Here is a 26,916-nt window from a genome sequence, read left to right as displayed (position 1 = left end):
GTTCATCGGGCTTCTCGCGTTCCCCGACGCGCCGGCCCTTCAGAACGAAGTCAAGGTGGGGGTGCTGATCGGATCCCTGCTTTCCGCGGCTATCGGCGCTGCCGTGCTGATCCTCGCCGGTCGGCGCGGGATGTCGCTCTCGGGCAAGCGAACGGGCCTTCCGAAGGCGGTCTAGATCCCACCTGCGTCCGCAGCGCCGTTGCGGATCGCCGCCATGGAGCGACAGCCCGGCTCGGCGCAGGCAATTGCATGATCGTCCTCCTGATGCCGCTCTACCTCCTCCGTCTGCATGGCGGCGCCGGACGCCCCGGAGCGCGTCAGGATCACGCCCTACGCCCGGAAGGACCCGCTTTTTTTGACCGTTGGTCGGGAAGCCGACGCCGCTGACCTGCCATGGCGTGGCCTTTGCAGGCGGGAGGCGATGTTCCTTGAGTGGCGCGCCGCAACCGGTCCAATGAGGGCACAATGGCGCGCGTAGACCTGGGCATTCGCATCGACGACGCGACGGACGATTTCCTGCAGTTCGTCGACGCGTCGATCGCAATCGCCAAGCCGCAGATCGGCGGCGCCCCCGTCACGGTGCCGGCGTCCGCTCTCGCCATGGCCAGCTTTGATCGTGACGGCCATCTCCTCGCTGGGGACGAGCGTTTCGGCCGCTGGCTCGACGCCGCCGAAGTGGCGCACGCTGTCGAGGACTGGCTTCGCGGCGATCGCGAGCCGCGGCTGGCGGTGGTGTCCGCCGCAGACGGCGCGACGACGGTCGTGCTGTTGGGCCGCGCTAGCGACGCCGACGGTTGGGCCCTCCCCGGCGGCCTGCGCCAGGACCTGGAGGGCTGCGCGGCCGTGGCCATCGCCTATCGGCCGTTCGAGGACCGCGAGTTGGGTGAGCGGGCCTGCCGGAGTTGGCGGCTCACGCCGGTCGAGGCGCGCACCGTCCTGGGGCTCATCTCCGCCGGAGACCTCATCGAGGGCGCGCGCCGGGCGGGGACCGGCTACGAGACGGCGCGCAAGGCGCTCAAGCTCGCCATGCGCAAAGCCGGCGCCCAGCGGCAGACCGATCTCGTCCGCCTCCTGCACGCGGCGGTGGGCGGCGGCGATCTGCAACTGAGCCAGGCGCCGGGCCTAGGCCACGCCCTGGGCCTGACAGTCCGGTGCGCCGGGGCCGCGGTGTTGCTGGCGCTGGGCCTGACCCGGGCCGAGGCGGCCGCAACGCTGCGGATCGGCGAGCACACCCTCAAGGACGACCTGAAGGTGCTGTTCGAGCGCTTCCGGCTGCGCAGCAGCACCGACCTCAGCCGCCTCGTCACCGAAGCCGCCGTACTGCTCGGCCTGCCGATCAATCCGAACCTGGCGATCGCCGGGTCGTGGAGCGCGCTGCGCCCTCTGCGCTTCGTCAGCCGCCGCGGCGAGGCGGGCCGCATCGCGCTCTCCGATTTCGGCCCCGCGAGCGGCGAACCCACGCTGCTCTTCCATAGCGCCACCACCGGATGCCTGTTGGACCGCGGGTTGGTGCGGGCCCTGCACCGCCGCGGACTTCGGCCCATCGCGATAGAACGGCCGGGCTTCGGGCTCACCGACGCGCCGGAGCGCGGCCGCCAGGACACTGCCCTCAACGATGTCCTGACCGTCATTGACGCCTTTGGCCTGAAACGTGTCCGGATCATCGCCCGCGGCGGCGAGGGCGTGGCGCTCGAACTCGCCCGCCGCCACCCGGCGCTTGTGGCCCGGGGCGTCCTCATCAACCCGTTCACGCCCTACAGCCTCGACAGCCGCTGGGACGGGTTCCTCAACCAGGCCAAGCGCACCTTCGTGAAACACCCCGACCTGATAGAGCCGGTCGCCACCTTCCTGGTGCAGCGGGCCAGCCCGAAGGTGATCGAGCGTCTGACCCGCCAGTCGCTGAACGGCAGCGCGCCCGATATGGCCTTGCTCCGGAATCGCGATGCGGTGGAGGACTACGTGGAATCCGCCCGGCTCTGCGGCCTGCGCACGACCTGGGGCTTCGTGCATGAGCAGCGCGAATTCCTGACCTGGCGGCCGCCCCAGCTAGACGACGCTTCGAACTGGGTCCGCATCGTGGGCGAGCACGACGTTCTGTACCAATCGCGCGACTCCGATGCGCTCTGGACCTCGGTCCTGCCAGGGCACCAATGCCTGCGGGTGCCGGACGGGGGCCGTTTCGTCCATGCGTCCCATCCCGACCTGGTGGCCGAGGCGGTCGGGTCCTGACGAGGCGGACCGCCACGCAGCGGGTCGCTCCGACGGCTATGCCGGCCCTCACCGCAGGCGGTAGAACCTCCGCGCCGCATCGCGGTAGAGCCAACCCTTCTCGCTGGCGGAGGCTCCGGCGGTGATGCGCTTGAACGCGTTCCAGAGGTTGGCGTAGCTGCAGCTGGCCCGATCGACGGGGAAGTTGCTCTCGAACATCGACCGCTGCGGCCCAAACGCCTCGATACAGGTCTCGATGTACGGTCGCCACGCCTCAGCCAGCTCGGCGGACCCCGGCAGCACGTCGCGCCGGTGATGGTCGAAGCCACAGATCGGCATGCCCAGGCCGCCCAGCTTGACCCACACGTTCGGCTCACGGGCCAGCTCGGCGACGTTGGCCCGCCAGGCGGCGAACACCTCGTCGCGCTTGCCGGCGTAGGGGCCGATGCCGAGCGGACCACCCACGTGATCCAGCACGACCAGCGTCTCCGGGAAGGCGCGGGCTAGATCGATCACCTCGGGCAGTTGCGGGTGGTACTGCCAGGCCTCGAACGACAGCCCGAGCCCGCTCAGCCTGGAAAACCCTTCGCGGAAGGCGCTCGACGCGTAGAGCCCCTGGGTCGGGTTGGTGTGGCTGTTGCGGACCTCGTCGCTGGCGTCCCAGCCACCCGCGTGACGGATGCCGCGGTAGCGGCCGTTGCCGGCGCGAACCTGCCGCTCCAGCACCGCCTCGACGGCCGCGCCCATGGTCAGGTCCGCCCGGCCGACGATGCCCTCGCAGGCCAGTATCGCGCGCCCCGCCTCATCGTAGCGGCCACTGGCGGCCATGGCCGCGACGCCGTTTACGAACTCCACCTCGCCGACGAACTCCCATCCGGGCTGGGCGCCGGGGCGATAGAAGGCGCCACACTCGACGAAGACGGTGCTCTCGACCCTGTGGCCGCCGCCGACGGTATCCTCGAGGAGTTCCCCAAGCATGTAGCGGCTGCCGGGGAAGTCCCAGAGGTGGTGGTGCGGATCGCAGATCCGCAGGTTCGGCTCGAGAACCTCCTCGACCGGCGCGGGTTCTGGCATAGGCGGGCTCCCTTCAGACCTAAGGTGACCATGCAGCTTTGTCGCAGCGGTTGGCCAGACCCAGGTCTGTCAGGAGCTCGCGCGCCAGCGTGACGGAGGCCGCGGTTGGGGCGGCCCTCGATCCGTCAGCCGAATTCCGGGCCGAAGCGGATGTTGTCGCGCTCGAGGCCCTTCAGGATGACCTCCATGCCGCCGACCTTGATCATCCACTCCAGGCGGTGATCGCGGTACTCGCGCTTGAACAGGCCCTTCTCGACCATCTCGGCCACGTCGCCCATGCCGGGCGCGCCGCTTGAGAGCATGTCGGTGATGTCCTTGGTGGTCGCCGCCACGCTGGGACGCTCGTTGGCCCGCTGCATCCAGGCGGCCAGCTTCGTGCCCTCGGGCACGTGGTGCCCGTGGCCCCGCGAGCCGTTCAGGTACGGGATCACGGCGAGGTCGCCCCAGCCGAAATAGTCGCCGTTGAACCAGGTGCGGTCGCCCAACTGCTTCTCGAGCCAGCGGAAGTAGCCCTGGGTCTGTTCGGCGGCCCGCGCCTCGATCTTCTTGGCCAGGTCGCCGGTGGCGCGCTTGAAGCTGCGGATCTCGCCCAGGCCCCAGTTGATGGCCTCGTAGTGGGTGTCCATCACCTCTTCCAGCATGCGAACGCGGGCGCGCTCGGCCGGGGATTTCGGCAGCATCGGCGGGGTGGGCCACTTGTCCTCGATGTACTCGAGAATGATGGTGCTATCGAAGATCTTCACGTCGCCGTCGATGAGCGCGGGCACCTCGGCGCGGGGATTCGCCTCAACGAACTCGCCGCGCGCGCCGCCGGCGCCGATGCCCTCGGGCAGGGGGATCTCGAACTCCTGGCCTTTCTCGCGGAGCGAGATCTTGACCTTCTGGGCGTAGGGCGAAAACGGGTGGTCGTAGAGTCGAAGCATGGGTACCTTTCGGGGCCGGATTTCGCGGTCGATGAACGCGGTAGGGGATTAACAGCCTCGCCGCAACCGCCGGCCGCCAGGGGCGCGCAGTAACTCGCCATTTCCCTTTGCTTCCGTGACGGACGTCGGCCCAACATCCGTTGCGGCTGGGACCGCCGCGCCCGGCGATGCGGCGCCGCTTCGCATTTGCGCGCGGTCGTGTGCGGCGTTTGGAGGAACCTGACATGCGCGTGCTGGTCACCGGCGGCAACCGCTACATCGGACTGGACCTCGTCCGCGAACTCGCCCGGCGCGGCCACGAGGTGACCGTCGTCAACAGCCACGAGTCGCCGTTGCCGGATGGCGTGGGGCGCATCCACTGCGACCGCACCCAGCCGGGCGCGCTTGCGGAAGCGCTAGGGTCTCACCGCGACGCCTTCGACGTGATCTTCGATCACACCGCCTACCGGCCGGCGGATATGGAGCCGATGATCGAGCTCTTCCGCGGGCGGGTCAGGCACTATGTCTTCACGAGTTCCCAGGCCGTCTATCGCCGCAGCTTCGTCCAGCCGCTGCGCGAAGACTTCCAGCGCCATGCGCCGGACAATGCCGATCCCCGGACCGCCTACGGGGTCGGCAAGGTGCAGTGCGAGGATCACCTGCTCGGTCTGTGGCGCTCCGAGGGCCTGCCGGTAACGATCCTGCGGGTCGGCCACACCCTGGGGCCGCGGAGTCCGGCCGCGACCCGCGACCCGGGCTTCTTTGCGCGGATCGAGCAGGGCCGGCCTATCCTGATCCCAGGCGACGGATTCGCGGCGATGTCGCTGGTGCACACCAAGGACGTGGCGCGACTCATGGCCTCGCTGATCGGCAACGAGAGGGTCAAGGGCGAAGCCTACAATGTGTCCGGGACGGAGGTGACCACCATCGTCGGCGTCATGCACCTGATCGCGCGCGCCATGGGCAAGACCGTGCAGATCGTCAACGTGCCGAGCGACCTGGCGCGCCGCCTCAATCCGCCCCTCCTGCACTGGGGGGAAGGCGTCGCCGGGACCGCCATCCTCGCGGTGGACAAGGCCCTGCACGACATCGACTGGACGCCGCAGTTCGGGATCGAGGACGGCTATCGCGACAGCTACGACTGGTTCGTTCGTGAGGGGCGCGATCGCTACGAGTTCGATTTCAGCCGCGACGAAGCGCTGCTCCAGGAGCTTGGCGTCTGAGGCGCCCCCTGGCGCAAACGACGGCCTGACGGACGAAGCCCCTTGCCGACGCTGCCGCAGGATATTTAGATCGCGCTATAATCTTTCGGGAGAGGAACCGTGGTCCACGCGTTCCTCGCAAGGCGGTCGCCGATCCCGGCGCCTCCGTCCCAACACAAAGAAGCCGAGGCTCTCTGGCGGACATCGACCGCCGCAAAGCACTCGGCCTGACCCATGGAGACGCCACGATGAGCGACACCGCAACGGCCCCTTCCGCCGCCTCGGACCCGACCCCCGCAACGCCCGACCGGCAGCAGATCCTGCATAGCCTGACGCAGAGCGGTCCATTCGAACTCACCATCGACGAGTCCGCCGGCTATCCGCTGCGCGTCTACAAGCACGCGCCGCCATCCCTGCGCGCAGTGCTGGAGGCGACCGCCGCCCAGGGCGACAAGCCGTTCCTGGTCTACGGGGACGAGGTCATCAGCTACGCTGAACACCTTCGCCGGGTCGGCGCGCTGGCCCGCCACCTGCTGGCCCACGGGGTGCGCAAGGGCGACCGCGTGGCGATCGGCATGCGGAATTATCCGGAATGGAGCGTCGGCTTCTGGGCCTGTCAGGCGATCGGTGCGGTGGTGGTGGCCCTGAACGCCTGGTGGATAACGGCCGAGCTGGAGTTCGCGCTCGAGGACTCGCAGCCCTCCGCCTTCATCGTCGACGGCGAACGCCTCGAACGGCTTCGCTCACTGATCAAAGGCGTGCGCGAGGAGACTCTGGTGGTCGTCCGCCGGGGCGATGCGGGACCGGGCGGGATCGACCTCACCGAGATCCTGGGCGGCGACGGCGGCCTGCCGGACGCCGACATCGGCCCGACCGATCTGGCGACGATCCTCTATACGTCGGGCACTACCGGCAAGCCCAAGGGCGCGATGGCCACCCATCGCAACCACCTCACCAACCTGACGAACGGCCTGCTGTCGGGCGCGCTCGCCCGCGTAATGATGGGCCTGCCGGCAGATGCGCAGCCCGATCCTGCGGCCCCACAACCCGGCATGCTGCAGACCTTCCCGCTATTCCATATCGGCGGTCTCAGCGGTCTCCTCGCCTGCACGGCGATGGGGACGCGTATGGCGTTGATGTACAAGTGGTCGCCCGCCGAGGCGATCCAGCTGGTCCAGGACCACCGCCTCTCCAGTGTCGCCGGCGTGCCGATCGTCGTGCGGCAGCTTCTCGAGGCGGCGGCGGCCTCAGGCGCCACTCTCGACAGCCTGCTGGGGATCTCGTCGGGGGGTGCGCCCGTGCCGCCGGACCTGATCCGCACGATCGGCTCGCAGTTCCAGGCGCGCACCGCGGCCGGCAACGGCTACGGGCTCACCGAGACCACCAGCGCGGTGATCGTCAACGGCGGCGCCGACTATTTCGCCAGGCCTGACAGCGTCGGTCGGCCCGTCGTCTGCGCCGAGATCCGCGTCGTCGACGACGATGGCCGCGACCTGCCGGGCGGCCAGATCGGCGAACTCTGGGTGCGCGGACCCAACGTGATCCCCGGCTACTGGGGCAATCCCGAAGCCACGGAGGCCGCCTTCGGGGGCGGTTGGTTCCGGACCGGCGATCTCGGCTACGTGGACCCGGAGGGGTTCTACTACGTCGTCGACCGCAAGAAGGACGTGATCATCCGCGGCGGCGAGAACGTCTACTGCGCAGAGGTCGAGGCCGCGCTCCTGGAACACCCGAGGGTGCGCGACGCCGCCGTGATCGGGCTGCCGCATCCCGAGTACGGCGAGGAAGTCGCCGCGGTGATCCGCATCGATCCGGAAGACTCTGGCCAGGACCTCGCCGACGACCTTCGCACTGCGCTCGCCGACAAGCTCGCCCGGTTCAAGATCCCGAGCGCAATCCGCACCACGTCGGAGGAACTGCCGCGCACCGCCACGGGCAAGGTGCTCAAGCAACAGCTGAGGCTCGCTTTCGCGGAGGCCCGCGCATGAGCGGAAGCGCGGACACCTCGGCCGGCGACGACCTCGCCCGGCTGTCGGCCTGGCTCACCGCCAACGTGCCCGGGTTCCACGGGCCGGTGGAGATGCGCCCGTTCGACGCCGGCCAGTCGAATCCCACCTACGAGTTGCGGACGCCTGAGCGGAGCTATGTGCTGCGGCGCAAGCCGCCGGGGCGGCTGCTGTCGTCGGCGCACGCCGTGGACCGGGAATACCGGGTGCTTGCGGCCCTGCACCCTGCGGGCCTTCCGGTGCCGCGGCCCTACGCCCTGTGCGAAGACGACGCCATCATCGGCAGCATGTTCTACGTCATGGAAAAGGCCGAGGGCCGGATGCTCCGGGACCCGCTGTTGCCCGGCATCAGCCCTGAGGACCGAGGCGCGATCTACCGCTCCATGGTCTCCACGCTTGCGGGGCTGCACAACGTCGACCTCGCGGCCTGCGGGCTGGAGGACTTCGGCCGCCCGGGCAACTACATGGCCCGCCAGGTGGAGCGCTGGACGAAGCAGTACCGGGCCTCGGCCGACCGCGAGATCCCGGACATGGAGCGCCTCATCGAGTGGTTGCCGCGCACCATCCCACCGCAGACGCGCACGACTCTGATCCACGGGGACTACAAGGTCGACAACGTTGTGTTCCATGCCACCGAGCCGCGGGTGGCCGCGGTGCTGGACTGGGAACTGGCGACCACCGGCGAACCGATCTGCGACCTCACCTACCTGCTCATGAATTGGGCCAACGGCCCGATCGCCGACCTCGCCGATCCTGCCGGCGAGGGCTTTCCGAGCCGGGCGGAACTCGAGGCCCAGTACTGCCAGCTCACCGGCCGTGACGGTCTTCCGGAGCTGGACTGGTTCTTCAGCTACAACATGTTCCGGCTCGCCGCGATCATCGAGGGCATCGTGGGCCGGGTCCGCGACGGGACGGCGCGGGATCCGCAGGCCGCCGCGCTCGCCGTCCGCACGCCGATGCTCGCGGCGGCGGCATGGCGGTTCGCCCAACGCGCCGGCGCCTGAACCACGCCCGGCTCTAGGCCGCAGTCGATTGATCCAGCCGCGTCGGCGCCTCGGCCCAGAGGACCAGCATCTCGCGGACGGTGTCGGGCGACCCGGCCAGGTCGATACTGCCGCGCCGCAGGCCCAGTAGGCGTTCGATCACGGCTTCCTCGGCCCGCACCCGCTGCATGAGCAGACCCACCGCACCATCGACATCTCCACGGTCCGCGCGGTCCATGGCGGCGACGACGACGACGCGCCGCCCGTCATTCATGCCCAGGACGGCCTCAGCGGTGGCGCGCGCATCCAGGACGTCGAACATGCCCTCCCGCGTCCCCTGCTCGATGATCGCCGTCACGGTCGGCGCCATGACCGCGAACACCGCGCCCACGATGCGGTGGTACAACACCTCGTTCTCCGGACGCAGCAGTGTGGTGAAGGTCGCGCGCAGTTCCGAAAGGTGCTCGATCTTCCATTCGCGCGTCAGGGTCAGCAGGCGGTTGATCCGCTCTAATGCGTTGAGGGAGTTGTCTTCCTGCACGCCGGCAACGCGCGCGACCGCCTGTTGGCCAAACCGCGTGGTGATCGCCTCCAGCAGATCCTCCTTCGCGCGGAAGTGGTGGTAGAACGCGCCCTTCGACAGGCCGGTCGCGGCGATCACGTCATTGATCGTCGTGCGCTCGTAGCCCTTCTCCATGAACAGGCGTTGCGCGCAGTCGAGAAGCTCGGCGCGGCGGACCGCCGGCGCCTTGACCACCCGTCTCTTCGCCCCCTGCGGCGAGCCGTCCGGAGCGTCAACGCGTCGCAATCGCCCTTCCATCTACATGATCCACTTGCAAGACCGACCGTCGGTCTGTTAGCAATGCCCGAAGTTGGTTCATAAGGCAAGGCTGAGTCATGCGTGCCGGACTTACCATCCTGATGCTGTTGGTTCTTTCCGCCGTGCCCGCGATGGCCGCGCCGGCGCCAGACGCGACGTCCATTCTGCGGCGTGTCTCTGAAAACTACCGATCCAGCAGCTCGCAGGCGACGTTGGCCATGACCATCCATCGTCCGGCCTGGGAACGGCGCATGCAGCTGAAGTCCTGGACCCGCGGCGAGTACGACGCCCTGGTCCGCTTCATCGCCCCGGCGAAGGATGCCGGCAACGCCACCCTGAAACTCGGACGCGAGACCTGGGTGTTCAATCCACGGCTCAACCAGGTGATCAAGCTTCCGGCCAGCATGCTGAGCCAGTCCTGGATGGGATCGGACTTCTCCTACAACGATCTGGCTCGGTCCAACGAGTTGGTCGACCAGTTCAACCACCGCCTCCTGGGCGCTGAACAGGTCCGCGGGCGCACCGTTTGGACGATCGAGGCCAAACCCAAGCCCGGCGCGCCGGTCGTCTGGGGCAAGGTCAACGTCAAGGTCCGCGACGACTACGTCGTCACTGAGCAGGTCTTCTTCGACCAGGACATGAAGCCGGCTCGCCGCATGCAGACCGACGAGATCGCTCCGCTGGGCGGACGTCCGTATCCCGTGACGATGACCATGTATCCGCTGGACATGCCCGGCCAATGGACCCGGGTCCAGACCACCGCCGGACAGTTCAATGTCAGCGTGCCGGCTTGGCTGCTCACCCTGTCAAACCTGCAGAACCCGAGGCAGTAGGATGCTTGTCGCTCTGGCCTGGCGCAACCTGTGGCGAAGGCCACAGCGTACGATCCTGAGCCTGCTCAGTATCGCGCTCGTCTCGACCCTGCTGGTGTGCGTCGTCTCATTCCAGACCGCCGTCTACGGCGTGATGAAGGAAACCACGCTGCGCATCTTCACCGGGTACGCGCAGCTGCAGCCGCTGGGCTACGCCGACGACCCCGGGCTGGAACGCACGATCGCGCGCCCAGAGGATTTGGCCCGGGAGGCCACGATGATAGATGGCGTGACGGCGGCCGCCCCCCGGGTCAACGGCTTCGCCATCCTGGCCAACGGCGAACGGAGCTATGGAGCGGCCGTCGTCGGTGTCGACCCCGCGAGCGAGGCGCAAATCTCCTCTATCGGCTCGATGATCCGCGAGGGCCGCTACCTCGCGCCTGGCGACAGCGACGCCGCGATCCTGGGCGATATCCTGGCGCGCAATCTCGGTGTCACGGTCGGAAGCAAGGTGACCGTGCTCGGATCCGGCCGGGACGGGTCGGTTTCGGCCGACGTGCTGCGCGTCGTCGGCATCTATCACAGCGGCATACCGGAGCTCGACCGCTCCATCCTGGAGATGCCGCTCGCCCGGGCCCAGGAAACCTTCGCCATGTCCGGGTTCGCAAACACGATCGCACTGGGAGGCGCGACCCTCGAGGGGGTAAACAACGCGATGCCGGCGCTTCAAGAGCTGGCCCGCAAGCAGGGCGTTATCGTGCGCGATTGGGGGTCGATGGAACCGGCGATGCGTGACGGAATAACCCTGAAGATCGCCACCTCGATGATGTTCTTCCTGACACTGGTGGTGGTGGTGGCCTTCATCATCCTGAACACCCTGCTGATGTCGGTGCTGGAGCGGACGCGGGAGTTCGGGATGTTGCTGGCCGTCGGGATGCAGCCGCACATGATCGGACGAATGGTCTGGATCGAGCTGGTGGGACTGGCGCTGGTTGGCTGCGGCGCGGGCCTGGCGATCGGCGGCGGGATCACCCTTTGGCTGCAACACCAAGGCGTCCTCATTCCCGGCATGGCGGACCTGCTCTCTCAGTTCGGGCTGCCGCCCAGGCTCTACCCCGCACTCTCACCCTTGAGCGCACTAATCGGGCCCGGCGCGATCTTTGTCGCGATCCTGATCGGCGGCATCGTGCCCTACCTGCGGGTGGCGCGCCTGACACCGGCCCTGGCCATGAGGGGCGCATGACCGGCATGTTCGCTTCGATCGCGTGGCGCAACCTGTGGCGCAATCCGCGGCGCACCCTGATCACTCTGGTGGTGGTGGCGGTCGGCGTCTGGTCGATCCTGACCTTCGACGTGATGCTGAAGGCCTTCGGCACGAGCAGCCGGGAGACCAGCCTGCGCCTGCTCACCGGCGAAGCCCAAATCCACGCCCCCGGCTATCTCGAGGATCCCAGCGTCGCCCGCCGGATGCCCACGCCGGGCGGCTCGCTGCTCGGCGCGCTGGACTCTCCACTGGTGGACGCCTGGGCGCCTCGGGTGCGCGTGCCGGCCATCGTTCAGAGCGAGTACCGCACGCGCTCAATCACCCTGCTCGGGGTGTCGCCCGCAAGAGAACGCACCGTGTCCGACATGCCGGCGCAGGTCGTCGCCGGGCGCTATCTGTCCAGTGACACCGACCCCGGAATCGTCATCGGCCAGCACCTCGCCGAGAAGCTGAAGACGCGCATCGGCAAGCGCCTGATCATCCTCGTCCAGTCCAGTGACGGGCGCCTGGCGGAGACCAGCTTCACCATCGTGGGACTGTTCGGGGGCACCCAGGGCGCCCAGGACGAATACGCCTTCACCAGCCTGCGCGCCGCCCAGGGAATCCTCGGCGTCGGGAACGACGTCTCGGAAATCAGCCTTTTCGGCGCAGACGACGCCAACCTCGACGGCGTGGTCAGCGCGTTGAAGTCGGCCGCGCCAGCCCTCGATATCCAGCCTTGGACCACGCTTTCCCCGATGGCCTACACCATCGAGACCTTCTCCCAGACCTACGTGGGCATCTGGCTGATGATCATGTTCGTGTTGATGGCCATCGGCATCGTCAACACGCAGCTCATGGCCGTGTTCGAGCGGACGCGGGAGTTCGGCCTCCTACAGGCCCTGGGCATGCGACCCGGCCTGATCGTCCTCCAGGTGACCCTGGAATCGGCGATGCTGATCGGCATCGGCATCCTGGTCGGCATCGTGCTGATGCTGCTTACGGTGGTCCCGCTCCTCGGCGGCCTCGACACGGGCTTCCTGGCGCAAGGGATGGAGCTGATCGGGATGGGACAGATCCTCTATCCGCGCATCGATCCGGCGGCCGCGGCAGGCTCCTGCCTGGTGGTGTGGGTGCTCGGCATCGGCGCCGCCCTTTGGCCGGCGCGCGCCGCAGCCAACGTCGATCCCGTCGTGGCTATGGCCGAACTCTGACTGAGGCGAACATGAGCTCCATTATCCAGTGCCGCGGCGTCGAGAAGATCTACCGTCAAGGCGATGTCGAGGTTCCCGCCCTCCGCGGCATCGATCTCGATATCCAGGCTGGGGATTTCGCCACCCTCTCCGGCCCTTCGGGCTCGGGCAAGACCACGCTCCTCAGCCTCATCGGCGGCCTCGACCGGCCCACCGGCGGCGAAATCAGCATCGACGGGGAACCGATCTCCGGCATGCCGAAGGCCCGCCTCGCCGACCTGCGCCTGCACAAGATCGGCTTCGTCTTTCAGACCTACAGCCTGATCCCGGTCCTCTCCGCCCTGGAGAACGTCGAGTTCATCCTTCGCCTGCTGAAAGTGCCGCCGGCCGAACGCGGGCCTCGCGCACGTGAGGTGCTGCGTCAGGTCGGCCTGGAGGGGCTGGAGGACCGAAGGCCGTCCCGCCTGTCCGGCGGTCAGCAGCAGCGGGTCGCGGTCGCCCGCGCCCTGGCCTCCCGCCCCGCGATCGTGCTGGCGGACGAACCCACCGCCAACCTCGATTCCCAGAACGCGGAGGAGCTGATCGCCCTGATGGCGGAGCTCAACGCGACCTCCGGCATCACCTTCCTGATCGCCACCCACGACTCGCGGGTGATCGCCCACACCCGCCGCCACATCGAAATGACCGACGGGAGGATCACGGCCGATGAGCGGCGGGGAGCGGACATCGCGGCTTGAGCTGGCGGCCGCGGCGCTCGCCGCCCTCGCCCTCTGCCTGGGCTCGCCCGCCCGCGCCGAGCCGATCCATGGCCGGATCGAGGTGCAGGACACCGCCGCCTTCGCCCGGGAAGACAGCCTCGACGCAGCGCTCGGAGCTCGCAACCGCAACGACCTCGCCGCGGACCTGCGCCTGACCTGGGAGCCCAGCTGGGACCGCTGGAGCTTCTCGGTGCACTACAACGCCAGTGCATCGTACGGCGACAGCGCCCGCCTGGCCCGCGCGCGCGGCCCGCTGACAGCCCCGCCTGCGACTCTCGTCGACCTTGAGGACACCTTCGCCGACGATGGCCACCTGACCGGGTCCCACCGCATCGACCGCCTCGCCCTGACCTACAGCACCGCCGAGACCGTCGTGCGGGTCGGCCGCCAAGCGCTGACCTGGGGCAGCGGTCTGGTGTTCCGGCCCATGGACCTGTTCAACCCGTTCTCGCCGACCGCCACCGACACCGAATACAAGCCCGGCGTCGACATGATCTATGTCCAGCGGCTGTTTGCCGACGGGTCGGATGTCCAGCTCATAGTGGTGCCTCGACCACCCCGCCGCGGCGCTCGGGCCTCGTCCGACGCCAGTTCCGCCGCCGCGCACCTGCACACCACCATCGCCGGGCGGCGGACCACTTGGCTGCTGGCGCGCGACCACGGCGACTGGGTGGCCGCCGTGGGCGTCAACGGCGCCCTGGGCGGCGCCACCTGGAACCTCGAGGTGGTCCCGACTTTTCTGGACGGCGGCGGCACGCGGGTCTCGGGGCTGGCGAACATCAGCTACTCAGCCACCTTGATGCGCCGCAACGCGACGCTGTTCGCGGAGTACTTCCACAACGGATTCGGCGCTCGCGAGCGGAACTTCGACGTGGCTTCGCTGCCGCCCGAGTTGTTGGACCGGCTGTCCCGAGGCCAACTGTTCAGCACCCGCCGCAACTACCTCTCGGCGGGGATGACCCTGGAAGTGAACCCGCTGCTCAATGCCGGCCCGACCGTCATCGCCAACCTGGACGACGGCAGCGTCCTGCTGCTTGCGAGCGCCACCGTCTCGCTCGGCGACAACCTCACCCTGGTCGCCGGCGCCCAGGCTCCCATCGGCGGCCACAGGACGGAGTTCGGTGGCCTGCCCCTCGCGCCCGCAAGCCAGACCTTCGTGGCGCCGCCGGCCCGGCTCTACCTGCAACTGCGCCGGTATTTCTGACGAGATGACGCGGGTCAGGGCGCTTGACCTCGCGCGATCGCTATAGTGCACTCTAAATATGAGGTCCCACCCCACGAATGTCGGGGGCAAGGCGGGCCTGTTCCGCGGCGCATACAGGACGAGTGAGGCCAGGCGGATGCCGACGATCGAGCCGCGCAAGCTGCCCCGGCAGCAGCGGTCCAAAGCCACGGTCCAGGCCATCCTGGACGCCTGCGCCGAAGGCCTGCAGAGCCGTGGCTATCACGGCCTCACGACCCACGCGATTGCGATGCGGGCGGGGGCCAGCGTCGGCACGCTGTACCAGTACTTCCCCAACCGTGACGCGGTCGCCGGCGCACTGGTGGTCCGGTCCATGGAGCGGCTCCTGGAGACCATGCGTGGCGCGCTGGCGGAATGCGTTGAGCGCGGCCTGGCTGGCCAGGCCGCGACCGAGCATCTCTTGTTGAGCGCCTTGCACGTGTTGGTCGAGGAGCGCCCGGTGTTTTCCCGGCTCGGCGCCGAAGCGCCGCATCTGTTCCGGCTACCCGCGGCCGTGGCCGCGGCGAGCCAGCTCATCCACATGTCCCAGGAGATCCGCCTGACCAGCGGCAACCAGCTCGACCTGCCGATGCCGGAGGCCGACGCTTGGATCATCGGCCACATGGTCTCCGCCAGCATGATGCAGATCAGCCTCCTGGAAGGGCCGGAGGAGGAGCGCCGCAAGCTCACCCGGGAGGTCGCCCGCCTCACCTGCCGCATGGCCCTAAGCCGGGTTTCGGAGTCGTCCGCCTCGGTGGCGGCGGCGGCGGCCTGAGGCCCGCTGGAAGGCCTCAATCTAGATGCGACTCTAACTTTCCGATCAGGCGCCGAAACGCCCGGCCAAAGCCCTGTCGATTTGACCAGACCACTTGTAATTCAATGACTTAAATCAAAGGAACGTCTTGAGAACTTGATGCGAATATCCGCACCCCGCGCCCGACCCCATACTGGTGTTCCTCCTCGGAGATACTTTGGGGCGGCGAGGGCTGCCTCGCCGCCCAATTTCTCTGGCACACGAGCAACAAGGCGCCTGATGACTTCCGAGACCGCAACGCGGACGCTCACCCGTCAGCGCCGTTTCGTCACCCCATTGGCCGGCGAGACGCTGGAAAGCCTGGCCGCGCGCGTCCTGCCCGAAGCGCCGCCGCAGGAAGCCGCAGACCGTATCCGCAGTCTCAACCTGCACGTCTTCGCGCTGCGGCAACCCCCGGGTCTGCTACTCTGCAGCGACGTGATCTACGTCGAACCGCCCCTGGGATGACCCCGGCGCGGCTGGATAGAACCGAAAAGGACGCTCCACGTGTATGATGTGATCATCCGCAACGGCACCGTGGTCGATGGCGACGGCGCTCCCGGCTACCTCGCAGACGTCGCGATCCAGGACGGCCTCATCGCCGCCGTCGGCGATATCCAGGGCGCCGCGCGCCAGGAGATCGACGCCACCGGACGCGTGGTCGCGCCGGGCTTCATCGACCCGCACACCCATTTCGACGCCCAACTCCTGTGGGACGGGCACGCGCGCCCCGCGCTGGAACACGGAGTCACCTGCGTGGTCCCGGGCAACTGCTCGCTCTCTCTGGCCCCGCTGCGGGTCGCCGACCGCGCCGCGGTCGTCGGCATGTTCCAGCAGATCGAGGAAATGCCCGCCGAGGCCTTCACCGAGAAGTTCGCCAAGTGGACGTGGGAAGACTTCGCCGGCTATTGCCGCACGATTACGCCCGACCTGGGGATCAACGTGGCGCCGCTGGTCGGGCACAGCCTGATCCGCCTCTGGGTCATGGGCCCGGCCTCGCAGGAGCGTCCCGCCACGCCGGACGAGGTCAGCGCCATGCAGGACCTGTTGCGCGAGTGCCTGGCGGCCAACGCCATCGGGCTCTCCACCAGCTTCATCGACGTCGACGCCAACGGGCGCCCGGTGCCGAGCCGGTTCGCAGACTACGCCGAGCTGGATGCCCTGTGCGCAGTGCTCGGCGAGGCCGGCGGGCGGATTCTGCAGGTGGTGCCGGAGTTCTATGACGCCGACCTGACCATCGCGCGCATCGACCAGTTGGCCGAGCTGTCGCTCAAGCACGGCATTCCGACCACCTTCTCGCCGGTGTTTGATTCGAAGCTCACGCCCAAGGCGGCGCCGCGGATCCTGGCGCGCGTCGAGGAACAGTTCGCCCGCGGCGCGCGCGTCTGGCCGCAGATGCAGACCCGGCCGATCGACATCTCCTTCTCGATGCTGAACCCCTCGCTGTTCCTGGCGCGTCTGCCCAGTTGGTTCCGGACGTTGCGCCAGCCGCTCGACAAGCGCCTGGAAGCCTTGGCCGACCCGGCCACCGTCAAGCAGATGATCGCCGACGCCGGCCCCGACGGCGGCTCCGCGATCTTCAGCAACCTCGTCGTCCGCGGCGGCGACCGGGCGCCCGCGGCCTACGTCGGCCGGCGTCTCGGAGACATCGCCGCCGAGCGCGGCGAAGGCGCGGCCGAAGCGGTGATCAACATGTCCCTTGAGAACGGCCTCGATGTGGCTTTCCTGGCCGCCAACGGCGGCAGCCTAGCTGCCCCCTTTTTTTTGCGCATCGCGGTGGGCGGGCTTGCGGGCGCGACGCGGCTCAATCAAGATCAGCGTACAACGAACTATGTTCTTATAACTCGTTATAATTTGTTGACTCGGGGTGACCTCTGCCCTGAACCTCCTGGTTGCAACGCTGTCCTCGAGAACAGCGGATCCAGGGAGCGAACAATGAGGATTCCACGCGATACACGGCGGCGCGCTTTGGCGTGCTCGGCCGGAACGATCTTATTGGCGGCTGCGGCCGCTTCCGCGCCTAGCGGCGCCTGGGCCCAGGCCCGCGATGGGGTTTCCGTCACAGAAGTCGTCGTTACGGCCTCGAAGCGGGCCGAAAACCTGCAGGACGTCGCCTCTTCCGTCACGGCCTTCACGTCCGAGATGCGCGATACCACCGGCATCATCAGCGCCCAGCAGCAGCTGAACTTCACGCCGGGCGTCACCTATAACCCCGGCGTCGACCGGATCACCGTCCGCGGCATCGGCCGACTCACCCAGCAACTGGGCACCGACCCGGGCGTCTCGGTCTACGACGACGGCTTCTACGCCGGTTCGGTGGCCGGCCTCAGCGGCTCGACCCTCCGCGTGGAACGCGTCGAAGTGCTGCGCGGGCCGCAGGGCACCCTCTATGGCCGCAACTCGGTCGGCGGCGCGGTCAACACCATCTCCAAGCGGCCGAGCACGACGTTCGGTGGAGAGGCGCGCGGCTCGATCGACAGCTACGGCCGGCTGGTCGGGGAAGCCCGGGTCACGGGGCCCCTGTCGGACGCGTTCTCCGCGGCGTTGAGCTTCAACTACTTCGATCAGAACGAAGGCTACTACAAGAACACTGCCGGCGGCCCGGACGAAGGCGGCGTCGGGCACGGCTGGTCCTTCGACGCTCAGTTGGCCTTCCAGCCGAACGAGCGGTTCGACGCCTGGCTCCGGTTCACGGCGAACGACTCGTTCACCCGGCCCCGGAACGAGACCGGCATCACGGACTACGGCATCAACGTCCGCGGCGAAGGCATCCCTTACGTGTTCTACGGCCTGCAATCGGGCACGTCGCCGGGCGTCACCGACCATCGCAAGTTCCGCACCGACCAGCCGCGGCGGACGACCCTCGATAACTCGTATCAAGTCATCGGTGAGATGGTCTACCACGCCGATGCCTTCGACGTGAAGTATTCGACGGGCTACCGTACCTTCGAGACCAACATCGTTGTCGACGGCAACGCGGTCGACAACAAGGACATCTCGTTCCCCTTCGACTGCCTGACCCTGATCACGCCGCCCGGCACCGTGACAAGGGCGACGCCCCTCGACGCCATCGAGGATTGCGACATCGCCACGCCCGGCGTGCAGCGTCAATTCCGGAACATCCACAACGACACGCTCCTCTCCTTCCCCGGCACTGACGAGGAATTCAGCCATGAGCTGAACATTTCTTCGACCGGAGACGGGCCGCTGCAATACATCCTCGGCCTGTATTACTATCGCGCCAAGCAGAACGCAGGACTACACTTCGATTCTCTCAATGAACCCGGCAACAACATCATCACGATAGCCGGGACCTCCGCGCCGAACGAGAGCCCGGACTCGTCGAACCTCTATCGCTACGACACAACGCTGAAGACCACGTCAAAGGCGATCTACGGCCAGATCGACTACCAGTTCTCGCCCCAACTTAAGTTCACGCTCGGCCTGCGCGGGTCGGAGGACACCAAGAAGGGGTATGAGGACAACGTCTTCAACGCTTGGCTCGTCACCGGCTTCCCCGCCGGCGCCTTCGGCCCGGGCAGCCCGTTCACGCCCTTCGAGATCGTGGTCGGCACCTGCGTCCCCGGACCACAGGTGGCGGAGGTGCCGCCTTTCGTCCGGGTCTTCCCCCAATTCGAGTGCCCGATCCGCCGCAATCTGAAGAAGAGCTACAAGGCCCTCACCGGCACCCTGGGCCTGGAATGGACACCGAACGACGACCGCCTCATCTACGGCAAGTACAGCCGCGGCTTTAAGTCGGGTGGCTACAACCTGGGCTCCGCCCTGGCCAACCCGTTCGTGGGCTCGGAGTACGTCGATGCCTTCGAAGGCGGCTGGAAGGAGAACTTCGGCCGCTTCCAGATCAACTCGGCGGCCTTCTACTACCGCTACAAGGGCCTGCAGGCGCTGAACGCCCGGATCCAGGGCACGATCCTGCTGAACGAGCTCATCAACCTGCCCCGGGTGGAGAACTACGGCCTCGAACTCGAGACCACCTGGCGGCCGACCGACCGCCTGACCATCCTGGCGAACTACGGCTACCTGCACAGCCAGATCAAGAAAGGCTGCTGCTACAGCGACGGCGCCGACCCCGCGGCCCTGCAACCCGGCGCCAAGCCGGTTGGCACGCCCATCATCGGTGCGGTCGAAAATACGCAAGGTCAGTCGCTGGTGGGCAACCAGCCGGCCGGCTCGCCGAAGCACAAGGGGGCGGTCAACGCCTCCTATGTCTGGGACTTCGCAGGCGGCAGTCTTATCGCCTCGGGGACCTTCAACTACACCGGCAAGTCGTACCAAACGCTGTTCAACAATCCGCTGCATCGCGTCAAGGGCGGCGACTCGACGGACCTGCGGCTCACCTGGGCCCACCCGGACAGCGGCGTGACGATCATCGGCTCGGTGACCAACGTCTTCGACCAGGAAGTGGTCAACGGGTTTGTCACCCTGCCGCCACAGAACCTCAGCTTCCAGTCGCTCTACCTGGAGCCGCCGCGGATCTGGTCGCTGGAAGTGCGCTACGCGTTCTAGCCGACGCCTGCTTGCACCCATGCCTGGAGGAGCAGCTTAGCTGCTCCTCCTTTTTTCGCCTGCGCCTCCACACGCTGTCGGAGTCGGCTTGGGATCAACGCGCAGCGCAGCTACACCACCCTGCATCGATCATCGAGACAGTCAGGGAGCCTCGCCATGGGCGCAAACGGCCGCAAGTCGATCTTCATCACCGGCGCGGCGTCCGGCATGGGCCGCGAGACCGCGCGCCTGTTCCACGGCAAGGGCTGGTTCGTCGGCGGCTTCGACGTGAACGAGGCCGGGCTGGCCAGCCTGCGCGACGAACTGGGCGGCGACAACTGCCTCGTGCGCCGCCTCGACGTCACCGACCAAGCGGACTACCGCGCCGCGCTCGCCGCCTTCGGCGAGGCCACCGGCGGCAAGATGGACATCCTCTACAACAACGCCGGCATCGGCCGCGGCGGACCGTTCGCCGACCAGGCGTTCGAGGATGTGATGGCCGTGGTGAACGTCAACTTCGTGGGCGTCCTCATCGGCATCCACGAGGCGCTGCCGCTGCTGAAGGCGACGCCTGGCTGCATGTGCTTCACCACCTCCTCATCGTCCGCGACCTTCGGCATGCCCGGCATCGCCGTCTATTCCGCCACCAAGCATGCCGTGAAGGGCCTCTCGGAGGCGCTGTCGGTGGAGTTCAGGGCCTTTGGAATCAAGGTGGCCGACGTCCTGCCGGGCCTGATCGATACGCCCATCCTGCCACCGGGCGCCGTCGCCTCGGCGCCGCCGGAGGGGATGTTCCGCGCCATTCCGCCGATGGAAGTCGCCAAGGTCGTGTGGGAGGCCTACCACTCCGACAAGCTGCACTGGTACGTGCCGCCCGAACTGGTGGAACTCGACAAGTCGGCCACCCTCACCCCGGAGGCCGTCCGCGACCAGTTCGGCGGGGGTTCGCTGTTCATGAACGTCGAGCCGGCGAAGGCCGGCTGACCCGGATCGCCTAGCCCCAGTGGAGGGGCAGCCGGTCCAGGGTGGCGACGATGCCGGCCTGCTCGCGCGGCGGCTCCACGGACGGATCGATCTCGAAGTCGGGAATCCGCGCCAGCCACGCCTCCAGGGTGAGGCTCAACTCGCGTTGGCCCAGCGGCGCGCCGGGGCACCGATGGATGCCGGCGCCGAAGCTGCACGTCGCCATCACCGGTCGCCGCCAGTCCACCGTCAACGGGTCGGGATAGATCGCCGGGTCGAGGTTGTAGAGCATGCTGGGGACGGCCACGAGGTCGCCCGCCCGCAGGCTCACGCCCAGCCGCTCCATGTCCTGACGCACCTCGCGCGCCTGGACCACCAGCGGGAAGCGCCGGATCAGCTCCTTCACCGCGCCGGGGATCAGGCCTGGGTCCTCGCAGAGCGCCCGGCGATGCGCGGGATGGCTGGCGAGGAACCGCATCACAAACCCCAGCAGCGAGGCCACCGTGTCCAGGCCGGCGATCGTGAGGTGCGTGGCCGCGCCCAGCGCCTCGGCCTCGGTGATCGGGCGGCCCTGGACCTGCGCCACCACCACCCGGCTGAGCAGGTCGTCACCCGGCCGCTCGCGCCGCGCCGCCAGCACCGGGCGCAGGTACGCGCGGATGTTCCTGGCCGCCGCGTTGCGGGCCTGCGGGTCGGGATTGCGTGTGTTCTGCGCCGCCCAGTCGGCCAGCAACGCCCGGTCCGCAACCGGCAGCCCCGCGAGGCGCAGAAACACCGTCAGCGGCAGGATCTCGGCGTAGTCGGCGATAAAGTCGCAGCGCCCGCGCGGCGCGATGCCCGCCACCAGCTCGACGGCCAGGGCGCGCACGTCCCGCTCCACGCCCCGCACCACCCGCGGCGACAGGCCCGCATTCAAAAAGCTGCGGAAATCCGCATGCTCCGGCGGGTCCTGGACCAGGGCGCCCAGCGGCACGGGCCGGGCCACGGCCGGCAGCACGTTGCGCACCGACGAGAAGCGCTCGGAGTCGGCGTGGATGTCGATCAGGTCCTCGCTGCACATGACGATCCAGTGACCGCCGTAGTGCGGCGACCAGAGGTAGGGCTGGTCGGTCGAGGCCTGGAAACGCACCCAGGCGGCGTGGAGCTCTTCACCCGGCCGGGCCGGGGCATAGATGTCGAAGTCCGTGACGAGGTGAGCCGGCACATGCGCCGGGACCGCGCGGCGATCGGCTGGGGCCTCTACGGACGACAAAAGGAAACTCCTGTCAGCGAGACCGCAACGATGTTCCGACCGTCCGGGCGCGTCAACGCCCGGACGGTCGCGTCAAGTCAGCTTGCGGGAACCCCGTCGGACAAACACCTGCCGCCGATCAGCGCAGCTCCATCCCGGCCAGGTCACCCTTCTCCCGCCACTCTGCGAGCAGCTTGTTGAAGGCGTTGATGCCGAGCACGTACATGCCGCCGTTCTTGGGCACGCCGCGGGTGATGCCTTCGTTGTTGTAGTAGCCTGGCGTGCAGTCGCGCTGGAAGGAGCCGTCGGCCCCGGCCATAGACCGCATCACCTCCACCCAGGCCTCTTCGCCCTCGTGCGTGGCCTCGACCGTCTCGGCGCCCCGCTTCATCGTCTCATTGATGATGTACGCGACGTGCTTGGTCTGGTCGTCCAGCATCGCGGTGATGTTGATGGAAATCGCGTTCTGCGAGATGCCGACGTAGAACCAGTTCGGGAACCCATGGCTGGAGTGCCCGTGCAGGGTGCGGAAGCCATCGGTGTAGTGGTCATACAGCGACAGCCCGTCCACGCCGTAGATGTCGAAGCCGACGCGGCGACGCAGCTCGCCATTCGCCTCGAAGCCGGTCGAGTAGATGATGCAGTCGACCTCGTATTCCTGGCCGTTGGCGACCAGCCCCTTTTCCGTGATCCGCTCGACGCCCTTGGCCTCGGCAACGTCGATCAGGTGGACGTTGCTGCGGTTGAACGCGGCCAGGTACTCGTCGTTGAACGTGGGCCGCTTGCACATCTGACGGTACCAGGGCTTCAGAGCCTCGGCGGCGTCCGCCTTGGTCACGTCGGCGTCCACGCGGGCGCGGATCGCGTTCATCTTCTTCATGTCGGCCAGTTCGAGCAGCTCGGCCGTCTCCTGCGGCGTCAGCGGCTGCTCCGTCTTGGGCAGCGACATCATCGTGCGCGCGATCTCGGTCCAGCCGTCGGCGATCTCGTCCACCACGCCCGGCTTGCCGGAGAAGACGTCGTTGAAGTTGGCGCGCCGGGCCTGCTGCCATCCCGGTTCCAGCGATTTGGCCCACTCCGGATCCGTCGGCTTGTTGCCGCGATAGTCCACGGACGAAGGGGTGCGCTGGAAGACGAACAGTTCCTTGGCGTATTGGGCGGTGCGCGGGACGCACTGGATCGCCGTGGCGCCGGTTCCGATGAGGGCGACGCGCTTGTCGGCCAGCTTGGTCATGCCGCCGTTGGTGTCGCCGCCGGTGTAGCCATAGTCCCAGCGGCTGGTGTGGAAGCTGTGGCCCTTGAAGTCGTGGATGCCGGGAATGCCCGGCATCTTGGCCCGGCTGGCGGTGCCCAGGCACATGACCACGAAGCGCGCCTTCATGTCGTCGCCGCGGTTGGTGAGGATGTGCCAGCGCTTGATCTCGGCGTCCCAGCGCAGCTCGCGCACCCGGGTCTGGAAGCAGGCCAGGTCGTAGAGGCCGTAGGCCTTACCGATCCTCTGGGAATGCTCGTAGATTTCCGTGCCGTAGGAGTACTTCTCCTTCGGGACGTAGCCGAGCTCCTCGAGCAGCGGCAGGTAGCAGTAGCTCTCGATGTCGCACTGGGCGCCCGGATAGCGGTTCCAGTACCAGGTGCCCCCAAAGTCGCCGCCCGCCTCGATGAGCCGGATGCCGTTGACGCCCAGCTCCTTCAGGCGCGCGCACGCCAGCATTCCTGAGAACCCGCCGCCGATCACCGCCACGTCGATCTCGTCGGTAAGCGGCGCCCGTTCGATAAGGTCCTCGGCCAGGACATAGGGGTCCACCTCGGCGTACTCGGCGAACTCGCCTTCCACCTGGATGTACTGCAGGTGCCCGTCGTCACGCAGGCGCTTGTCTCGCTCCTGCCGGTATCTCTCGCGAATGGCGTCCGGATCGAAATCCAGGTCCAGTTTCCTCAAGGGCGCAGCGTCGTCCATGGTGATCTCCAGCGCGTGGCGCATCGGGCGCGCCACGCCGTCGTCGGTTGGTTGGGATGGGTGCGGAGCGGACGCCGGCCTTAGGCAGCGACCTCAGCAGCGGCCTTCTTCGCCCGCACGCGCTTCGGCTTCTCCGGCACGGGGATGTAGTAGGGCTCGTGCATGTTGAAGACGTCGAGGGCGGTCTTGCCGACGATCTTCTGGGCGTCGGCGACGTTGGGAACGCTATCGAACACCGCCTGGATCGCACTGCGCGTATAGCCGAACGTGCTCTCCTGGTGCGGATAGTCCGACGACCACATCGCGGTCTCAGGGCCGATCCGATCGATGACCTGCAGGCCCACCGGGTCGGTCATGAACGTGGCGTAGCAGTGGTTGCGCCAGTACCAGCTCGGCGGGTGCGCCAGCTCGGGCTTCATCGCGTTGGGGAACGAGTTATAGCCCATGTCGGCGTCGTGGAGCATCGAGGCCACCCAGGCCAGGCCGCCCTCGACGAACACCACCTTCAGGCCGGGGAAGCGGTCGAACGCCCCGCTGAACGTGAGCATCCCCCATTGCTGGCGGAAGCCCTGCATCTGGACGATCAGCGCAGTGCCGGCAGCGCCATGCAGCGCCTGGGTCACCGCCTCGCCGATGTGGAAGCAGATCGGCAGGCCCGACTTCTCGATCGCCGCCCACAGGGGGTCCTGCGCGGGGTCATTGTAGAAGATCGGCTTGCCGGCGCTGTCCTTGCCGGGCTTGTTCGGCAGCATCACCGCGCGGCCGCCCAGCTCCTTGATCCGCTGCAGCGAAGCCTCGGACTTCGACAGGTCCCAGAAGTTGGGGATCATCACCGGATAGAGGCGCCCGTTGCCCTCGGCGCAGCGCACGGCGATGTCTTCGTTGTAGATCGAGAAGATCTCCTCGCGGGTCTCCTCGTGGCCCATGATGTAGAGGCCGAACAGGCGCTGTGGGAAGATCAGCTCCTTCTCCACGCCCTCGATATCCAGGTCCTTCAGGCGCGCCGTGGGGCTCGACAGGCCGGGATTGCACTCCATGGCCTCGCAGAGGCCGACCGCCAGCTCCATGGGCAGCATCGGCATCTTGCCGAGCGAGAAATGATAGCCGCCGTCCTTGAACTCGATCCGCGGCGCCTTGTCCCTCAGCTTCTTGGGGAACTGGTCGTACCAGCAGTCGCGCTCGATCATGTGGCTGTCAGCGGAGACGATGACGGTGCCTTCGGGCCACGCCTTCGTGGCCTGCTGGGCCTGCCGCTTCGCAGCCAGCGGGATGCCCACCATTTCCGGAATCTCGAGTACGAAGCCGTCAGCCATTCCATCCTCCGAACAGGGCCGCCGGGCCCAGCCTATCGTCGGCGCTTCTTTAGAGCGCCCTTCGAACTTGGAGCATGCTCCAGTTTTTTGAGGCTGACAACGCAGCGATGCGCCATATCGGGCTTGCCTCGCTTTCGGGGGAGCCCTCTAAAGGCGCCACACGCCGCGCAGCAGACGCGGCCAGGCGAGCTTCCTGCGGCGCGACGCCGCGGCGAGCGATGGAGGGGAACGCATGTCCGACCGGTCCAACGAAATCATCTTCCACCAGTACGACATCTCTCCCTTCTCGGAGAAAGTGCGGGTGGTGTTCGGGCTCAAGGACCTGGCGTGGAACGCCTGCATCCAGCCGGTGATCATGCCCAAGCCGGAGTTGATCCCGCTGACCGGTGGCTACCGCAAGATCCCGGTCATGCAGATCGGCGCGGACGTCTATTGCGACAGCCAGGTCATCCTGGATGAGCTGGAGGCGCGCTTCCCGACGCCCTCGATGTACGCCGGCGGCGACAAGGGCCTCTCCAATGCGATCGCCTACTGGCAGGACCGTCCGGTATTCACCCTTGTCTGTGCGGTGCTCGGAGCCGGGCAGCCGGTCGTCAAGCGCACCGACCCCTTCACCAAGGACCGCGAGGCGCTGTTCGAACGCGAGTTCGATCCGGTCGAGCAGCACGCGGCGATCCCCAACGCCTTCGACCAGCTGCGGGCGCACTTTGCATGGGTCGACGCCCAGCTGGCCGACGGACGGAAGTTCCTGTTCGGCGATGCGCCAGGGCACGCCGACGCCAGTTGCTTCTACAACCTGGCGTTCCTGCGCTGGGTCAACGGGGCCCTGATCGACAAGCTGGGCGCCGTGCCGCACCTGCGCGCCTGGGAGGATCGGGTGAAGGCGATCGGCCACGGCCGCCGCAGCGAGATCACCCCCGCGGAGGCCCTCGACATCGCCAAGGCCGCCACCTCGACCACGTCCGAGCGCCGTGATCCCGAGGAGCCGAACGGCTTTGCGCCCGGCGACGCGGTGACGGTCAACGCCGAGGACTACGGTCGCGACAAGGTGGCCGGGACCCTGGTCGCCAGTTCCGCGACGCGCATCGCCATCCGGCGCAGCGACCCGCGCGTCGGGGATGTCGTGCTGCACTTCCCGCGCGCAGGCTTCGTCGTGCAGCGGGCGTGAGGCTCCCGCGGTCAAGCCTGATGTGAAACTCGCTTGCTCTATTTTTATAGGGCGCTCTAAGAAAGCCGGACCGCGCGTTAGACGCGGCGTGGAGGAAAACGCAAGATGACTGGGCAGCTGGCTGGCCGCGTGGCGGTGATTACGGGTTCTGGTCGGGGGCAGGGCCTCGTCGCCGCGCAGCTCTTCGCCCGCGAAGGCGCGAAGATCGTGGTCAACGACCTGGACCAGGAGTCCGTGACAGCGGCCGTCGACAGTATCCTGGCGGCCGGCGGCGAGGCGGCGGGCGTCGCGGGCGACGTGGCGAACGAAGACGATGTGCAGCGCGTACTTGCCGAGGCCAAGAGCCGGTTCGGCCGGCTCGACATCATCTACAACAACGCGGGCATCGGCTATTCCGCTACCGAGCGTATGGGCATCAAGATGGACGACACGGTGAACTGCACCGTGGAGGACTGGAAGCGCATCCTCGACATCAACCTCACCGGCGTCTTCCTGTTCTGCAAGTTTGGCATCCCGCTGCTGCATGATGGCCGCGGGGTGATCATCAACACCGCGTCGATCG

21 protein-coding genes and 1 pseudogene are annotated in these 26,916 nt (G+C 67.7%); 16 read left to right on the top strand and 6 right to left on the bottom strand.

Annotated elements, in window-relative coordinates; translation table 11 throughout:
* Both QZV94_RS07605 and QZV94_RS07600 read left to right on the top strand, forming a co-directional pair.
* Positions 1–175 (top strand): annotated as a pseudogene (locus tag QZV94_RS07605) (hypothetical protein); the annotation flags it as partial.
* Positions 176–465: 290 nt separating this feature from the next.
* Positions 466–2,229, top strand: a complete 1,764-nt coding sequence (locus tag QZV94_RS07600) for an alpha/beta hydrolase (protein ID WP_293677207.1) — start codon at positions 466–468, stop codon at positions 2,227–2,229.
* Positions 2,230–2,277: 48 nt separating this feature from the next.
* Here QZV94_RS07600 and QZV94_RS07595 read toward each other — a convergent pair whose 3' ends face one another.
* Positions 2,278–3,282, bottom strand: coding sequence for an amidohydrolase (locus QZV94_RS07595; RefSeq protein WP_293677206.1), 1,005 nt, complete (start codon positions 3,280–3,282; stop codon positions 2,278–2,280).
* A 125-nt stretch (positions 3,283–3,407) separates the two neighbouring features.
* Entirely contained in the window at positions 3,408–4,205 is a 798-nt protein-coding gene (locus QZV94_RS07590; RefSeq protein ID WP_293677205.1) for a glutathione S-transferase family protein, read from the bottom strand.
* 224 nt (positions 4,206–4,429) lie between these two features.
* Here QZV94_RS07590 and QZV94_RS07585 point away from each other — a divergent pair, with 224 nt between their 5' ends.
* The 3 genes from QZV94_RS07585 (at position 4,430) to QZV94_RS07575 (ending at position 8,396) form a co-directional block, all read left to right on the top strand.
* Positions 4,430–5,407, top strand: coding sequence for an NAD-dependent epimerase/dehydratase family protein (locus tag QZV94_RS07585; RefSeq protein ID WP_293677204.1), 978 nt, complete (start codon positions 4,430–4,432; stop codon positions 5,405–5,407).
* Between the two features lie 227 nt (positions 5,408–5,634).
* Positions 5,635–7,374, top strand: a complete 1,740-nt coding sequence (locus QZV94_RS07580) for a class I adenylate-forming enzyme family protein (RefSeq protein ID WP_293677203.1) — start codon at positions 5,635–5,637, stop codon at positions 7,372–7,374.
* Positions 7,371–8,396: a phosphotransferase family protein gene (locus QZV94_RS07575; RefSeq protein WP_293677202.1), complete on the top strand. Its 1,026-nt coding sequence runs from the start codon at positions 7,371–7,373 to the stop codon at positions 8,394–8,396. Before QZV94_RS07580 ends, QZV94_RS07575 begins: the two co-directional genes overlap by 4 nt.
* Positions 8,397–8,409: 13 nt before the next feature.
* On the opposite strand, the gene QZV94_RS07570 is transcribed toward QZV94_RS07575, so the two are convergent.
* Positions 8,410–9,132, bottom strand: a complete 723-nt coding sequence (locus QZV94_RS07570) for a TetR/AcrR family transcriptional regulator (protein ID WP_293677201.1) — start codon at positions 9,130–9,132, stop codon at positions 8,410–8,412.
* Between the two features lie 281 nt (positions 9,133–9,413).
* Here QZV94_RS07570 and QZV94_RS07565 point away from each other — a divergent pair, with 281 nt between their 5' ends.
* The 9 genes from QZV94_RS07565 to QZV94_RS07525 all read left to right on the top strand — a co-directional run bounded on the left by QZV94_RS07565 (position 9,414) and on the right by QZV94_RS07525 (position 20,706).
* Positions 9,414–10,028: an outer membrane lipoprotein-sorting protein gene (locus tag QZV94_RS07565; RefSeq protein ID WP_293677200.1), complete on the top strand. Its 615-nt coding sequence runs from the start codon at positions 9,414–9,416 to the stop codon at positions 10,026–10,028.
* A gap of 1 nt (position 10,029) precedes the next feature.
* Entirely contained in the window at positions 10,030–11,250 is a 1,221-nt protein-coding gene (locus QZV94_RS07560) for an FtsX-like permease family protein (protein WP_293677199.1), read from the top strand.
* A complete protein-coding gene (locus QZV94_RS07555) occupies positions 11,247–12,464 on the top strand; it encodes an ABC transporter permease (protein WP_293677198.1) in 1,218 nt (405 codons plus the stop codon). The genes QZV94_RS07560 and QZV94_RS07555 overlap by 4 nt, the downstream gene beginning before the upstream one ends.
* Positions 12,465–12,475: 11 nt before the next feature.
* The gene (locus QZV94_RS07550; protein ID WP_293677197.1) at positions 12,476–13,180 is read left to right on the top strand and encodes an ABC transporter ATP-binding protein; all 705 of its coding nucleotides are present in this window, start codon (positions 12,476–12,478) and stop codon (positions 13,178–13,180) included.
* Positions 13,149–14,405, top strand: a complete 1,257-nt coding sequence (locus tag QZV94_RS07545; RefSeq protein WP_293677196.1) for a hypothetical protein — start codon at positions 13,149–13,151, stop codon at positions 14,403–14,405. Before QZV94_RS07550 ends, QZV94_RS07545 begins: the two co-directional genes overlap by 32 nt.
* Before the next feature lie 136 nt (positions 14,406–14,541).
* Positions 14,542–15,198 carry a TetR/AcrR family transcriptional regulator gene (locus tag QZV94_RS07540; protein WP_293677195.1) on the top strand — a complete coding sequence of 219 codons (657 nt, stop codon included), beginning with the start codon at positions 14,542–14,544 and terminating at the stop codon, positions 15,196–15,198.
* Positions 15,199–15,456: 258 nt separating this feature from the next.
* Positions 15,457–15,684, top strand: a complete 228-nt coding sequence (locus QZV94_RS07535; protein WP_293677194.1) for a hypothetical protein — start codon at positions 15,457–15,459, stop codon at positions 15,682–15,684.
* A gap of 39 nt (positions 15,685–15,723) precedes the next feature.
* Positions 15,724–19,743 (top strand): TonB-dependent receptor, encoded by a 4,020-nt coding sequence (locus tag QZV94_RS07530; RefSeq protein WP_293677193.1) that lies wholly within the window; start codon positions 15,724–15,726, stop codon positions 19,741–19,743.
* A 156-nt stretch (positions 19,744–19,899) separates the two neighbouring features.
* Positions 19,900–20,706: an SDR family oxidoreductase gene (locus QZV94_RS07525; protein ID WP_293677192.1), complete on the top strand. Its 807-nt coding sequence runs from the start codon at positions 19,900–19,902 to the stop codon at positions 20,704–20,706.
* Between the two features lie 10 nt (positions 20,707–20,716).
* Here the strand turns inward: QZV94_RS07525 and QZV94_RS07520 are convergent, their stop codons facing one another.
* The 3 genes from QZV94_RS07520 to QZV94_RS07510 form a co-directional block, all read right to left on the bottom strand.
* A complete protein-coding gene (locus tag QZV94_RS07520; protein WP_293677191.1) occupies positions 20,717–21,889 on the bottom strand; it encodes a cytochrome P450 in 1,173 nt (390 codons plus the stop codon).
* Between the two features lie 166 nt (positions 21,890–22,055).
* Positions 22,056–23,897: an NAD(P)/FAD-dependent oxidoreductase gene (locus tag QZV94_RS07515; protein ID WP_293677190.1), complete on the bottom strand. Its 1,842-nt coding sequence runs from the start codon at positions 23,895–23,897 to the stop codon at positions 22,056–22,058.
* 56 nt (positions 23,898–23,953) lie between these two features.
* Positions 23,954–25,186 carry an amidohydrolase family protein gene (locus QZV94_RS07510; protein ID WP_293677189.1) on the bottom strand — a complete coding sequence of 411 codons (1,233 nt, stop codon included), beginning with the start codon at positions 25,184–25,186 and terminating at the stop codon, positions 23,954–23,956.
* Between the two features lie 232 nt (positions 25,187–25,418).
* On the opposite strand from QZV94_RS07510, the gene QZV94_RS07505 reads away from it, so the two are divergent.
* Together QZV94_RS07505 and QZV94_RS07500 are read left to right on the top strand one after the other, a co-directional pair.
* Entirely contained in the window at positions 25,419–26,354 is a 936-nt protein-coding gene (locus QZV94_RS07505) for a glutathione S-transferase family protein (RefSeq protein ID WP_293677188.1), read from the top strand.
* Between the two features lie 105 nt (positions 26,355–26,459).
* Positions 26,460–26,916 (top strand): SDR family NAD(P)-dependent oxidoreductase (locus QZV94_RS07500; protein ID WP_293677187.1); only part of this gene is annotated, 457 nt, incomplete at its 3' end.

Origin of the sequence: uncultured Phenylobacterium sp. (assembly GCF_902826855.1) — a bacterium.
Taxonomy (GTDB): Bacteria; Pseudomonadota; Alphaproteobacteria; order Caulobacterales; family Caulobacteraceae; genus Phenylobacterium.
This window is presented reverse-complemented; position numbering and strand designations above follow the sequence as displayed.